Origin of the sequence: Thalassomonas actiniarum (assembly GCF_000948975.2) — a bacterium.
GTDB classification, from domain to species: Bacteria; Pseudomonadota; Gammaproteobacteria; order Enterobacterales; family Alteromonadaceae; genus Thalassomonas; species Thalassomonas actiniarum.
The window spans coordinates 696,043-709,603 of the sequence record NZ_CP059736.1; the positions used below are offsets into that span (position 1 = coordinate 696,043).

The 13,561-nt window shown below is 44.2% G+C and carries 11 protein-coding genes; 4 read left to right on the forward strand and 7 right to left on the reverse strand.

The features are described 5' to 3' along the window. Positions 1-415: 415 nt before the first annotated feature. The 3 genes from SG35_RS31220 (at position 416) to SG35_RS31230 (ending at position 2,382) form a co-directional block, all read left to right on the forward strand. Positions 416-1,195, forward strand: coding sequence for a hypothetical protein (locus SG35_RS31220; protein WP_044831062.1), 780 nt, complete (start codon positions 416-418; stop codon positions 1,193-1,195). Positions 1,196-1,252: 57 nt separating this feature from the next. Further along, on the forward strand, positions 1,253-1,819 hold the full coding sequence (locus SG35_RS31225; protein ID WP_044831063.1) for an SLATT domain-containing protein: 567 nt from the start codon (positions 1,253-1,255) through the stop codon (positions 1,817-1,819). Between the two features lie 374 nt (positions 1,820-2,193). Further along, positions 2,194-2,382, forward strand: a complete 189-nt coding sequence (locus tag SG35_RS31230) for a hypothetical protein (RefSeq protein WP_152646479.1) — start codon at positions 2,194-2,196, stop codon at positions 2,380-2,382. Positions 2,383-2,532: 150 nt separating this feature from the next. On the opposite strand, the gene SG35_RS31235 is transcribed toward SG35_RS31230, so the two are convergent. Next, complete coding sequence (locus SG35_RS31235) at positions 2,533-3,882, reverse strand: sensor histidine kinase (RefSeq protein WP_044831065.1); 1,350 nt, start codon at positions 3,880-3,882, stop codon at positions 2,533-2,535. Next, entirely contained in the window at positions 3,875-4,549 is a 675-nt protein-coding gene (locus tag SG35_RS31240; protein ID WP_044831066.1) for a response regulator transcription factor, read from the reverse strand. The genes SG35_RS31235 and SG35_RS31240 overlap by 8 nt, the downstream gene beginning before the upstream one ends. A 213-nt stretch (positions 4,550-4,762) precedes the next feature. Here SG35_RS31240 and SG35_RS31245 point away from each other — a divergent pair, with 213 nt between their 5' ends. Then, positions 4,763-6,004 carry a hypothetical protein gene (locus SG35_RS31245; RefSeq protein WP_044831067.1) on the forward strand — a complete coding sequence of 414 codons (1,242 nt, stop codon included), beginning with the start codon at positions 4,763-4,765 and terminating at the stop codon, positions 6,002-6,004. A 67-nt stretch (positions 6,005-6,071) separates the two neighbouring features. Here SG35_RS31245 and SG35_RS31250 read toward each other — a convergent pair whose 3' ends face one another. From SG35_RS31250 to sctJ, 5 genes are all read right to left on the reverse strand, one after another. Continuing rightward, the gene (locus tag SG35_RS31250) at positions 6,072-6,248 is read right to left on the reverse strand and encodes a hypothetical protein (RefSeq protein WP_160298224.1); all 177 of its coding nucleotides are present in this window, start codon (positions 6,246-6,248) and stop codon (positions 6,072-6,074) included. 1,089 nt (positions 6,249-7,337) lie between these two features. Beyond that, the gene (locus SG35_RS31255; protein WP_044831069.1) at positions 7,338-9,215 is read right to left on the reverse strand and encodes a hypothetical protein; all 1,878 of its coding nucleotides are present in this window, start codon (positions 9,213-9,215) and stop codon (positions 7,338-7,340) included. 627 nt (positions 9,216-9,842) lie between these two features. Beyond that, positions 9,843-11,945 carry a hypothetical protein gene (locus tag SG35_RS31260; RefSeq protein WP_044831070.1) on the reverse strand — a complete coding sequence of 701 codons (2,103 nt, stop codon included), beginning with the start codon at positions 11,943-11,945 and terminating at the stop codon, positions 9,843-9,845. Positions 11,946-12,025: 80 nt separating this feature from the next. Next, on the reverse strand, positions 12,026-12,763 hold the full coding sequence (locus tag SG35_RS31265) for a SctK family type III secretion system sorting platform protein (RefSeq protein ID WP_044831071.1): 738 nt from the start codon (positions 12,761-12,763) through the stop codon (positions 12,026-12,028). Then, the gene (gene sctJ / locus SG35_RS31270) at positions 12,763-13,494 is read right to left on the reverse strand and encodes a type III secretion system inner membrane ring lipoprotein SctJ (RefSeq protein ID WP_044831072.1); all 732 of its coding nucleotides are present in this window, start codon (positions 13,492-13,494) and stop codon (positions 12,763-12,765) included. The genes SG35_RS31265 and sctJ overlap by 1 nt, the downstream gene beginning before the upstream one ends. Between the last annotated feature and the right edge of the window lie 67 nt (positions 13,495-13,561).

Genomic DNA, 13,561 nt, shown 5'->3' on the forward strand with positions numbered 1-13,561 from the left:
AACCGCTCTTGCCCGGATAACTTCTTAACAGTAATAAATGCGATCACATCTAACCTCCGGCCTGTAATGCAGATCAGAGAAGTATTCTTTTTTACCAACTTTATTACGCCGCGCCAATTAATACTTAAAAAAATTAAAGATTTCCCCGCTAGTTGTTTTTACAACATGATCTTATCTTTTTAGATTAAGTATTGCTCGGCTATCAAAGAGCAATACTCCCCAACGGACTGATGTACAGCTCTATTTTAATATCTATTAACCATACTAGTAATCTGGTAATAATCCACAGTAAGTGTTAGAACTGCTGTGGCATAATATGCCGATTTAAAAATGATCCCTGGTGCACAGGTCTGGCAGGAAAGGACTATCACACCCGGATAACAAATAGGAAAAATAAATTTAGACGGAGGTTCTAATGTTTTCACGGTTACTAATTACCGATAAAGTGCTATCAATCAAGCTCATCATTCTTTGTACCATACTTCTTTCAATATCTAATTCTGCTTTTGCTTCGCTAATGTTGAATTCAGGTAATCCGCTGAATTATGGAAGAACGCATGTTTCTTTCAGTGATGGCGTTTTACGGACAGAAGGCTTTTTAGATTATGGAGATTATATCATCCAGGGGTTTAGGGTTGATTATTATTCTCCTGACAGAATAAAGTATTTTCATGCCACCAATGTGGTAGCGGGTTGCCATGAAAACGCTTCAGGTTGTTATTTGTCATATGCTGAGAAGTTTGTTGGCAGTTCTACTCATGGCTCCAGCGCCAGTGGCTTTAAAATTTTAAGAAAGGATGGTAAACGCTTTGATTTAACAAATGTCACAGTGAAATCACGTTCAACAATCCCTTTGCTTGGTTATGACTTAGGCGAATCGATATTACTGGCAAGCAATACCTTCTCATTAAATAGCTTATTCTCCGGTACTATGAATGAATTCAATTTGCATGACTTTCCAGAGTTTGGTCCGGGCAGTAGAAATAGATTTCGAAATGTTGACCTGGGAGGGACGTTATTAGGTGTTGAACAAGCTTATTTTTTTTCCAGCAATGAATTTAATTATGATCAGCTATTTGTTAATAAAAGTGCAGGTGCGCCAACTTTTCCTGTCAATGAGCCACAGACACTCATTTTATTTTTCATTGGCACAATCTACTTTATTGCCTTTCGAAAGTCTTTATCAAAAAATTAATCTCAGCCGTGCCGGTATAAGCAATGCTACAAAATAAAATCTACCCCGGTAGTTAAAATGGAGTTTTATAAAATGATAGATAATATTGAACAGCAAAACCTTTTATTAGACTGGTATAGGCGGTTTAGAGTTAACGAAAAAGCGCATTATAAAAGCGCAACGGCTTGCCGGATATTTAATTACACATTAGGTATACCCTTAGTCATCATTACCACAATAGTTGCATCGGATATATTCGAGCTTTTTAGGGAACATGCTGAAGATCAATTTCCCTGGAAGACCGGAATTATGGGAATGGAGGCCTACTTAGTCAGTATATTAAGTGTTGCAGCTCCGGTTCTTGCCGCGCTGCAAACTTTTCTCAGGTTTCCGGAGCGTGCGGAGAAGCATAAAATAGCCGGTGTTAAATTTGGCTTATTAAAGAAGGATATTGAAAAATGTCTCATGTTTCCAGCCAGTGAAGATGAAGCGAAAAAGCAAATAGAGAAAATTAAAGAACATGATGCACAAGCCATGCTGGAAGCTCCGTCTTTAGGAGCAATTTCATTGTTTTTGACAAGGTACGCGATTAAAGAAAATTCAACAATTAAACATTTTAAAGCGAATACTGAAAATGCTGAATAACAAGTTTCAAGTGGCAGAACCGTCTTAACGCTCTCGCTTATATAACACTATTAGACCTGATTGATTGTATCATCAGGTCTAAACTGATTCACTTAATGCTGCTGCCACCAATGAAAGGGCAAGAAAACCCCCGGATGCCAATATGTCTATTTCGGTATGCATCGATCAGTTACACATCAGAGCAATACAATAAAAGCAAGTAAAAACAACCAGGTCCCGGACTGTGACTGTCAGTTAATCCCGACAACACCCATTCTATTGAAAGCCAGCTTAATATCTGTTTGATTTTTAACCAGTAAAAGGTTAGTTTTACTGGGCATTGTTAAAATCAATGACGAATGGCTATAGAAATCAATAATAATAAGGATATAAAAATGAAACTGAAATTAAACAAAAATACACTTAAAAACCTGTCTAATGACCATAAAGCCTTACCGGCAGCAATGACGCCTAAGGTTGCCGGCGGACAGGAAATAGAAGTAACAAATGTCCAAAAATATTGCGGTACTAACAGCGGTGCATGGGGCTGTTCGGGTACAGGTTGTGCCAGTGAACTTTGTTAAGCCATAAACACATACCTCATTTATGATGAATCACTGAACTGTTGATAAGCGCGCGAAAATCTTTCCCGCCTTATCAAGATTACAGAACCGGCAAATTGATATGCCCCCCATAAATCAATGCAGTTCCCCCGCCTCAATAAAGACAGCGGCTTATACGCAAATAACCTGGGTAAAGGAAAAGCGGGCGCCGCCTAGGCTTGAATCTGATACCTGAATGTTTCCTTTCATTTTATCGGCAGCAGCTTTTGCTATCGGCAGGCCTAGCCCCAAGCCCCCGGTGATCCTGCTGCGGCTTTTATCCAGTCTGGCAAAAGGAATAAAAATGGTCGCTCTGTGCTCAAGCGCAATACCGACGCCGTCATCTTCTACCTCAATGCTAAGTAGCCCGTTATTGATGCTTGCCGAGATCTTAATTTGCTCCCTGGCATGGTTAACGGCATTTTTAATAAAATTATCCAGTAACAGCCTTAAATAAATAGCCTGGGTGGTTATTTCAAGGTTGTTATCTATCGCCACGGTCAGCGATTTATGCCCTGTATCCACCAGCAGCCGGACCCTTGATTCGACAAAAGCCGACAAATAAACCCTCTGATATAACTCACTGGCTAAATCTTTATGCTCCCTAACCCGTGAAAATTCCACTATTTGGCTGATCAGCTCGTTAATATCAAGTACATAATTGTCCAAATCATCAAGCAAAACCAGTACATCCAGATCATGGCTTTTTTTGCGAATTAGCCCTGACGCCAGTTGAATACGGCTAAGCGGGGTTCTCACTTCATGGGGGATAGCCTGGGCAAAAATATCCCGCTCTTTGACATTACCGGCAATGGCCCGGGCCATTTCATTAAAACTGAGTGCAAGTTCATCCAAAGGTTTCGGGATCCTTTCATCGGCCTTTACCCCCATATCCCCTTCGCCAAACAACCGGTGGGAGTGGATCAGGCCCTTGATTTGTGTCTGCAAACTTTTAATGGGCCAGTAAAGGGTTAACCCCAGAAATAAAGCGATAACAGTGATCAGCAGGAAAAAAAGCATTTGCCCGCTATCAAGCTCGGCGTCCATCGCAGACAACTCCTCCTGACTGCGCTCGCTATCGAGTTTTTCATAAATCACAAGGGAGCTGTCTGTCCCGGCAAGCTTAGCTTCAACCAAGCGCTCACCTTCTTCCAGTTCATAATAGCGATTGCTGTTGACGGTTTTTAAAAATGAACATGAAGCGCAGACACCTCCCGGGCGCTTTGAGTTGATAAATTTGGCCGAAAATTCGATGTTAAACGGAAAAGGCAGCTTTATCTCTTGCTCAACACCGTCGGCTGGCGCATCGGCATTTGCTTCAAGATATTGAAGCATATGATTGGTATCCCGGATAAAAAAATTCAGCTCTTCTTGTTCCCGATAAATTTCTACCACAAATTGCGTCAAGGTTATGCTGAAGATAACGGCAAGCACTATGCTCAGGTAAAGGCGGGGAAATAATGGCAGTGACGGCTTATTCATTAATTAATTTATATCCCTGGTTTCTTACCGTGGTAATAATTTTGTAAGGCAGCTGATCATCACCGAGCTTTTTTCTTAACCCGGAAATTCGCATGTCAATCGAGCGGTTGCTAAAGTCGTAATCTATGCCCCTTAATGCCTGACAACATTGCTCACGCGTGATCACCTTACCGGCATGTTTGTGCAGCAACTTCAGCATTTCATATTCGGCGCCGGTCAGTGCCAGGCTTTTGCCCTTAAAGCTAACCTGGTTGCTTTGCTCACTGATGGTGAAAACCGCTTGAGACGATAGCTCAGCGGTTTTATTTCGCCTCAGCAGCGCTTCTATTCTTGCCACCAGTACATGAGGCCGCAACGGTTTGACCAAATAATCATCGGCGCCCATTTTTAAAAGGCTCACTTCACTGACATCGTCATCACAGGCCGTCAGGATCAATATCGGTTGCCGGTAAAACCCTCGGGCAAGCTTGCATATTTCAATGCCGCTCATGCCCGGCAGCATCAGATCAAGAATGATCAACTGCGGCTGGATATCTTTTATCGCGCTCAACGCCAGGGCACCGTCTTTAACCACACTCACCCGATAACCCTCGGCCTCCAGGTACATTGCCGTTAACCGGGATATCTCGTCATCATCTTCAATAAGTAATACATGTGTTTTGTTCATTTCATCTCCCGGTAAATGCTGACGCTTGCTGGCGGCTCAAATGTAGCTGAAAAGTTCCCGTGTTTGAAGCGGGGCTTACACCTGCTTACATAACCCCGGTAGCCCTTACAATACCTTACTGCCCCTTACCCTAAAAGCTCTTGAATTATCAGACAATAGTTCACCGGTTAAAACTAAGTATTCACTTTTATCAAAATAGTTTGGGAGCAAACAATGAGCAGAAAACAAAAAATTCCTTTTACCGAAAGCATATTGGCCCTGGTTGTCTGTAGTGCATTAGCGGCCTGTGGCGGTTCAAACAGCAATAACACCACAAAGGTTACACCGACAACGCCAACGACGCCAACAACCCCCACGACCAATGAATTAGGGATTTCGGCAGTTCCTCAGGCATTAGCAGCCACCTTTACCCGGGCGCTTAAATTCGACCGCTATACAAAAGTTGACACCCCAAACGGCGGTGAAATTCATATCCTTGCGCAAGATGAAATTACCGAAAATCAGATCGTTCGCGCCCGCAATATATTGCAGCACTTTTTAACCGATTATCCCGGCTCAGCATACGGCGCAGATAAAAGCGCTATCGCCAATAAAATGGCCGAGAACGGCGCCACCTTAATGTTGCTCAATGGGGTTGATGACGGCACTAATGCCGCCGCCGAGCTTGACGGCCAGCCGCTATATTACGGCGAGATGCAAGTTGAAGGTCATAGCTGGTACATCAATCAGAACTATGAGCACCGGGATGCCTCATATGAAGAGATCCTGCATTTAGTTCACGACTATGGCATAGGTGTGGACCAAAACGAAGACTTTCTCGGTGCATTGGTCGACTACCAGACTGAAGTCCGCGCGGCACAAGTCAACGCTTTATCGGGGCAGCTTTGGGCCTGGTCAAGCGAGCTGGCAGACTGGCTGGCCGAATTGACTGCTGAAAACAGCCTGACACAAGAATATTTGGCTTCGGTACTGGATTCCTTCTACGGCCTGTGGGGCGCTTTTGATGGCGACTATGGCATGTGGAACTTTTACGTCGCGAAAACCCGTAATGATCTTGCCCCCAAAGATCCCCTAGGTGCTGCGCTCATGGCTCAATTTTTCCATCCCTACCTTACCTATAATGCAAGAATCGATGAAAGTTTTACCGGCGACTTCAGCCTGAAATTTCAAAGCAGCCTGGCTTATACTCATCATGCCCAATATCTTAAAAATATTACCCTGACCGGCATCAATGACAGCAATGTTATTGTTAATCAACTAGATAACAATATCAGCGGCAATACCGGCACCAATACCGTAATTTTCTCAGGGCCGTCATCTGAATATCAGATCTCAAAAGAGAGCGAGCAGCTAACGGTAGCAGATTTACAGGATAACCGGGACGGCTCCAATACCCTGGTGGCCATTGAAAAATTACAATTTACCGATACCACCATCAACAGTAGTTCCCTGTAGCGCTGCAGTTCATTGCCGGTCAACGACCAGCAGATTAAGCGCCAACAATCAAGCATATCAGGGAGCATTAGCTCCCGCTTTTATTCGCTGCGAAACAAACTTTTTTATAGGTCAGACTGCTAAACAGGGCATGCGCCAGGGCTTTTTCTCCCAGGGAAGGTATTTCACCGGTGCTGGTCATGGTTTTTGTGTGTTTATCCCACAGTCGGTGCGAGAAGATTTTACCGGGCTGTAATATCGTCACCCGTTCATTCCTCCAGTGGCGGAATCTGCAACTCATTTTAGGATAATGCCCCAACAGCCGGATTAGTTTCGTTGCCTAAACTGCCGCCCAAAATAAACCATAGAAAACGGTGTAATGAAAAGACCCGCCAGGAAAAAAAACGCCCAACGGCTCTACTTAAGTCGACCTGGCCGCAGGTGTATAAAAACTTACAAAGTAAAAAAGAAAAAGCAGCCTGGCAGGGATTTGGTAAGGCCACCGCCTGTCTGTCTTATCATGCGGCAGAAGGGGTAGCATTTGTGAACAACCAACCCTTGTTTAGGTTGAAGCACTGTACATTTGAGGCACTAGTAAAGGTTAACGCGGCGCCAATCAGATCCGTGAATAATCTATTTTTCATTATGCGTAATTTCTGTTGGTGAATTAAAGCGGTGTAATATAACCGGATTAACGTTATGGATAATACTCGGTTAAAGTGTTTCAATTTGGGTGAAAAACACCAAGGTTTAAAATTATTTTCAACGGACAATACCTGACATGTCCGGACAAATGAAGACATTGCGGTTTCCCCTTAAAAATAAGGGCTTGCACGATGTCATTAGTTGCTATAAATTTAGTTTCAATGTTTGCCTTAGTTGGCATTTGTCAATAGTAGTTGACCGCTCTCCTTCCTGTTGGGCGGTTTTGTTTTTCTAAACTTCCTCGGTTAAAACTTTCCTGTGCCGCCACAGATATCGCCGGGCATGTTGTTCTTAGGTTCGATACAACTACAAACATCTTCGCCGCTATTGCGGTGAGAATAACCTTTACCTAAGCAATGTCAGCAATCCTCGTATCCTGGGAGTTGATTTACAAAAATTTGTCCGAATTAGCTATACGCTTTACGACTTCAGTATCTGTAAAGTGGTAAATAAGAGGTCTTAATCAAAAAATGAAACCCTAAATTTTGATACTAAGCAATGCGGTCTGGCAGGTAACAGGACCCGGATTTGACACAGAAGAGGGAAAGTATTTCACCTTTTTAAAGGTGTATTAATATTAACTCCTTCAAATTATTTATCAGGTTTTTCTTATGTAAAACAAGAGAAAAGCCTGAATTACCCTAAAATATTAGCCCGGCATATTACGTAGTACATTCTTCAGTGACGTCATAATGCGCGATAATACCGAACTTAAAAACTCCATTGCTTCGTTATGGCGGGTTAACAGCTGGTTGGCATCAACACTCACCATAGTGCCGCGGTTTTCCAGGCTGACCTGGTAATTAGTGATGTCGGTGTAAAGCGTGGTTAACTCGTCATCAGACAAGGTTTGATCACCGTCACTGTCATAGTCTTTCTTCCAGTCGATATAGGCGGTATGGTTGTTTTCCGCCGGGCTGGCAACATCTGAGCTGACAATCCAGGCGTAAAACTTGCCAAACTCAGCTATGTTGTCTGAGCTTGATAAGTGCACTCCTTTCTTGTCTTCCCGTTCAAACTTGCCTATCCATTCCTGCCATTTACGAGCCTCTTCGAGCATTTTGTTCATATCACTCAGTTCATCGGCAGCGTCCCGGTATTGTTTTTCTTTTACCGTTGAGTATTGGCGATGGCTTTGCATAAAGCGGTCTTTCATCAAATAATGTTCGTTTATTTCATCTATCATGCTTTGCACCGAGGCTCTATAAGCGCTCAGGTGTTGATCTATAGCGTCGAACTCTCTGGCTTCCAGGGTGTAGTCGCCATCAGTATAAATTGGCCGGATATCTTCTTTGAAATATTCCCTGTTGGGATCGACGGCTCTTACCCAGGTGGTAAAGTCATTCCAGGTTTTGGTATCTATTGTTGTCAGCGGTATCGTGCGTGGATAGTTGGCAAATGTCGTTTGCCACTGCTGTGTCCCTGCCAATAATAACTTATAGGGGGCGACGCCACCTTCCCATAGATCCTGGCTAAGGTGAAGTTGATTGTCGGGATGGCTGACATTGTAATTGTATTCCAGTTGGATCAGGTCTAAGCCAGTCATACTCTTGGCATCGGCTTCGGCTGCCAGGGCGGTGGAATTGTTGAAAGCCTCGGGGATTAAATTACGGTATAAGTTGCGGTAAGGGTCCTGAGCACTGGCAGGAGTAAAATCCTCACGAATTTTTCCACTGCCGATGTCGCCATTGTATTTTTTATACAGGTATTCAAAGATGCTGTCGCCCATTTGCGCCTTGCTCGGCACATTTGTCCCGTTGCTGCCATTAGAAAATGAGAAAGCGGCGCGCAAAATCTCGTCGTAATCCAAAGAAATGTTAACGGCCACAGAAATGTCGGTATCGTTATAGCCAACAAGTTTTGCTTGCTTGTTCTTAAAAAACTCTCCGTAATATATGCTTTCGGCATTGTCTTCCTTGACCGCCTTGTCAGAAGCCACTTGTTTGTTTACCTCAAAAATATGTGATTTTTCGTCAGCCAATGTCAGCCCGTTTTCGTCATATATTTTGATGATATTATCTATCAGCTGGTCTGCTTCTGCTTCGGTGTTGATGCCGGCCCGGGCTAATAATGCCTTTGCTGAGTCAATGTCATCGACGCCGTAGTTGTTGTTATTTTTTATTTTGGTAGTGATTTCAGCGCCACCGTTCTTGGTAAGATCGTGATACGCATCGCGTAAGTAATCCTGGTTATCATAATCCCAGCTGGTGATGTTCGAGCGTCGTGTGGCTATTTCAAACTCATATTGATCGTTGTGCTCCCATTCGCTTCGCTGATCGCTTGTTAAGCCGTCAAACTCTGACAAAGTCGATTGCCATGTTTTTGTTAAATATTCCTCCAGGGTATAAGTTGTCGTCCCGTTTTGATCGTAACCTGTTAAATCCCGATGGAGATCCGCCGAAGTAAGCAGTTTAAGGTCGGTTAAGTCATTAAAAACCCCATAGCTGGTGGCCTTTTCTACCTCTCCTTCAGTCTCAATATTCTTCGAGTCCAGGTTAGTGAATAACTTGTCGGTAATAAATGGCATTGTTTACTGCTCCTGTGAGAGTAAGGGTTAAGCGTCAGCCCGGTTTTACAGCTGACGGTATATTGTTAAATGGGGTAGTCATAATTCCGGCTCCGGCTGGAATTATGTGCGAGTTCAGTGTTGCCGGTGCCCCGGAGTTTTTCAGAAAGATTCACTGAACAAGTACCATCTCAACTGACTCATATGCTAAATCCTCAATGGTGTGGACTGACTTTGGTGATTAGCTGCCCGGGATCATAGTCAGGCATGCTTGCTAACTTTAGTTATTTTCCTGTCATCAAGCGGTCACTGAGCAATGCCGGTTATCGCGCCGGCTATTGAACTTTTGCTTATCAGCTAATTTCACTAAAGTTCGTGTTTAATAGGAGGCCGGTAAACGTAAACTGTTTTTGTTTTTTGCTGTTTTTTGCTGTTTTTTCTTTGATTCCCCAGGCCAGATGAACTCTCTTTTGTCTATTGGATAAATGAAACGCCGGACTTTTCTGGTTGTCGATGGGGAGCGGGAGTTTTGTTATCTTAAGAGCTACTGCTTGCCGGGAGATTTATTTGTGTTTTAAACGCTAATAACACACTGAATTTCATTGAGTGTGTTATCGCGCTTTCATTTAAGAGGAATGAAATTGTGCTTTAGCCTTTAACATTGCTCAGCACATTATCGAGTGTCGTCATAATACGTTTTAATACCGCACTTAAAAATTCCAGCGACTCGTTATAGCGGGTTAAATGCTGATTGGCATCAACGGTAACCAGATTGGAACGGTTTTCGAGACTTTGTATGTAATTGGTGATTTCGGTGTTAAGCAACTTCAGATTTTCCTCGGACATGTCCGGGTTATTGCCATATTCACCTTTCCAGTCAATATAGGATTTATAATCGTTGTCTTTCGAATAGGCAACATCAGAGTGGACAATCCAGGCATAAAATTCATTATACTTTTTCAGATTTTCCTCGGCTAAATTAAAATCATCTTCTTCCCGTTCGTATTTGCTTATCCATTCCTGCCAATGGCGGGCTTCGTCCATCATTTTATTCAGATCACGCAGCTGATCGGCAGTGTCTTGATATTGCCGTTCTTTGCCTCCGAGGTAGAAACGGTGGCTCTGCATAAACCTGTCTTTCGTTAAATAACGATCTTGCTCTACCTTTAAGGGGTAAAGCGGCTCTTTCAGCGGACCGACGATAGCATCGAGAGCTTCTCCTATTGATTTGAACTCAGCGTCGCTAAGGATAGAATCGGTGGCGTTGTTTCTGTCAAAGCTATCTTGTTTTATATACTGCTTGCCAGGATCTACCTGGTTTGCCCACTGGAGAAATCCTTGCCAGAAACTAGCGTCCAGCTTTCTTGTTGTCGGATAGGTTGTTTCAAGCAAACTTTTATCTTCGGCATATTCGGCAAATTTGTGCTGATAGTATTTTGCCGCCTGGTAGTCTTCGATGGTGGTTATTAAATCCTCTAATGCTTTATCTATACTATCAAATTCCAACGTATGAAGGGCCGAGTCGGCACCGACGTTTCTCCAGTAACTCCCTTCTTTGATAAATTTTCTCTCGGGATCCAGGTTCTTTTCCCAGGTCTGAAATTCTTGCCATAAGGTTGTGCCTACATCTATGACGACATTTGGCGCAGGCTTAAGATCTCTAAATGCTTTTTGATATCCTTTTGCCTGCTCCAGCACAACTTCATAGGAAGGGTTGCTGCCATTCCACATGCCCGGGGTGAGATAAAGCTCGTTACCGGGATGGTTTTTATTATAATTTTTTTCCATTGTCTCAAGGTCTAATCCCGTCATCGCCTTGGCGTCTGCGGCGGCCTCTTCCATTGCATAAGTATTGGTAAAGGCTTCGGGAATTAAGTTACGGTGGAGTTTGCCAGCGGTATAGTCTTCCCGGATGGTGATCCCTGCATCGCTGCTGTATTTACCGTGCAGGTATTGAAATATGCTGTCGCTCATTTGCGCATCTGTGGGAATGGCGGTGTTATTTGCCTTGGCCAATGCTACTTTTAAAATTTTGTCGTAATCGAGGGTGAATTTAACGTCAACGTTGATCGTTCCCTTATCGTATCCTTCATATTTCTCGCTTGAGAATAATCCTCCGCTGCTACCGTCCTCTATATAGGCTTTATCTGAAGCTAACTTCCTGTCAACCTCAAAGACATGTGATTTACCGTCATTATACTTTAGGTTGTTTTCTTCATAGATCTTGAAAATATTGGCGACAAGTTGCTCTGCTTCGGCTTCGGTGTTTATGCCGGAGCGATCGAGCAATGCCTGCGCAGACGCGAAACTATCGACTTTATTATTAGCCGTTATCGTCTCTGACAGTTTAGCACCACTGTTGGCGATACGCCTGTTATAATCTTCCAGCATGTGATACTGATTATCATAATCCCAATATGGCCCTTTACTCAAAGAAAAGGCCTTTGTGGCAACTTCAATCCAGTAGTCATCTTTATTGCCGCCGAAATGTGTTTTATTTGTATCAACATCATCAAAATTGCTTTCGTTGGCTGTTTTTGACCATATATGGGTCAGGTAGTCATCTAAGGTATAACCCGCCGTTCCGCCTGGCTGATGGCCGTCCAAATGACTATATATATCGTTTGAAGTCAGCAGAGCCGTTTTGCTTAAGTCATCAAATACGCCATAGCTGGTGGCATCTTCAACTTTTGTTTGATCCTTGATGTTGGTGTCCAGGTTGCTAAACAACCTATCGGTAATATAGGGCATAATTACTCCTCCTTTGAAGGTTAAGCATTTACCTGTTGTATCAAGCAGGCGGTATTTAATTAAGTGGCGTAGCGTCCAAATTATGCTGTGTTTGGACAAGTGAATTGTTTGCTGACTTTTTTAATCAGTTGCCAGCAGAGTTTGTGCTGCGCTTTGTCGCTATCGTTACCCTTTTTTGTTTCAACAAGGCCGCTGGCAAAGGGAAGCTTCCAATACAGCCGCCATTGCAATGCCGGGCCGTATTGCCCTGCTGCAGTGGCCAGCAGCGCTGCGCCTGCCTGATTAAGCTGTTGGTCCAGTTTTTCCGGGTCGGAAAAATCCAGGGTATCCGTCGTTGTCATGTGCTTTTGCAGAAACTCAGGTATCTGGTTAAGCAGCAGCGGGGCTTGTTTTACGGCAAACTGATAACCCTCATCCCCGAGCACCTGTTTTATTGCCTTCACTTTTTTCGCGGCCAGCAAAGAGGCGATAAAGGGGTGATAGAGCAAGGCGGTTAAGTAGTTGCGCAACCTTTGTAATTCTGGTGGCGACTGCAAAAACAGCTGTTTTTCCGGACTGTCGAAGTTAAAATCAAATTGCCCGTCAAGGTTAAACTGCTTTAACAGCCAGCTTGACACTAAATAGGGTTGCCCGGTATTGAGGCTGTCCAGCTGCTCCGGTGTCAGGGACTCAGGCATCCCTTCTTGTGCCGCCGCTTTGCTTTGGCTTTCAGCTCTGTTTTCAGCCAGGGTTTGCAGCTGGGGCCACCAACTGGGGTGCAGGCTTCGGCTGGGATAAAAATTAAAAGTCTGCAGCTTGTGGTGAAGTGGCTCAGACATTAGCTGTCCTCTTTAGCCGTGCGCTGCTTATAAACAAACAGGCCGCCCATAGTGAGCAATACTAAGGCCAGTCCCCCCCAAAGGGCCAATAGCCAGGGAGTCAGGTACCAGGCCGGCTCCCTGGGGGAGCGTTTTAGCGGAGCGCGGCCCTCAAAAAGTGCGACATCAACCGTCTCATACTCCAGGTCCTGAATGGAGTGGGCCACCAACAATTTGACTTTGGTGACCAGCTGTTCGGTGGCCATGGTCGGGGCATGCTTGATAAAAATAGAAGCCGAGGGGGTGCCGGTTTTAACCCCGTAATCATCTATTTTCGGCTGCACTATATGCACACGGGCGCTGATCACCCCGTCAATTAATGACAAGGTACCTGCCAGCTCCTGGGTCATGGCAAAGTTATAACGGGCACGCTCTTCCATTGGCGAGCTGATCATACTGTCTTTAACAAAGATTTCCCCCAGGGTTTGAAATTGTGCCTTGGGGTAGCCCTGCTCCTTCAGGCGGCTGATGGCCAGCGGCAGATCCAATTCATCAATCATTAAGGTGGCGGTTTTATCTTTGCCGGGAATTTTTTCCACGGCAATGCCGTTGTCCATTAATATCGACACCATTTCGTTGGCCTGCTGTTCATCAACGCCTGAGTAGAGTTCAATCTGACAGGCGCTCAGCAGCAAACAGCCCAGTAGCAGGGGTAAAGTTCTTAATAATTTCATTTTTGCGATCTTGTTCATGGCTCTTGTCCATTGCTTTTATACATTGTTTTATACGTAGGTAAGGACGATCTGCCCGGGTAAAAAC

Bases quoted from the DNA above. Each gene is read 5' to 3' on its own strand.
- SG35_RS31265 (WP_044831071.1), bottom strand. From the start codon at position 12,763: ATGTCTGAGCCACTTCACCACAAGCTGCAGACTTTTAATTTTTATCCC.
- SG35_RS31230 (WP_152646479.1), top strand. From the start codon at position 2,194: ATGAAACTGAAATTAAACAAAAATACACTTAAAAACCTGTCTAATGAC.
- SG35_RS31240 (WP_044831066.1), bottom strand. From the start codon at position 4,549: ATGAACAAAACACATGTATTACTTATTGAAGATGATGACGAGATATCC.
- SG35_RS31220 (WP_044831062.1), top strand. From the start codon at position 416: ATGTTTTCACGGTTACTAATTACCGATAAAGTGCTATCAATCAAGCTC.
- sctJ (WP_044831072.1), bottom strand. From the start codon at position 13,494: ATGAACAAGATCGCAAAAATGAAATTATTAAGAACTTTACCCCTGCTA.
- SG35_RS31225 (WP_044831063.1), top strand. From the start codon at position 1,253: ATGGAGTTTTATAAAATGATAGATAATATTGAACAGCAAAACCTTTTA.
- SG35_RS31245 (WP_044831067.1), top strand. From the start codon at position 4,763: ATGAGCAGAAAACAAAAAATTCCTTTTACCGAAAGCATATTGGCCCTG.
- SG35_RS31260 (WP_044831070.1), bottom strand. From the start codon at position 11,945: ATGCCCTATATTACCGATAGGTTGTTTAGCAACCTGGACACCAACATC.
- SG35_RS31235 (WP_044831065.1), bottom strand. From the start codon at position 3,882: ATGAATAAGCCGTCACTGCCATTATTTCCCCGCCTTTACCTGAGCATA.
- SG35_RS31255 (WP_044831069.1), bottom strand. From the start codon at position 9,215: ATGCCATTTATTACCGACAAGTTATTCACTAACCTGGACTCGAAGAAT.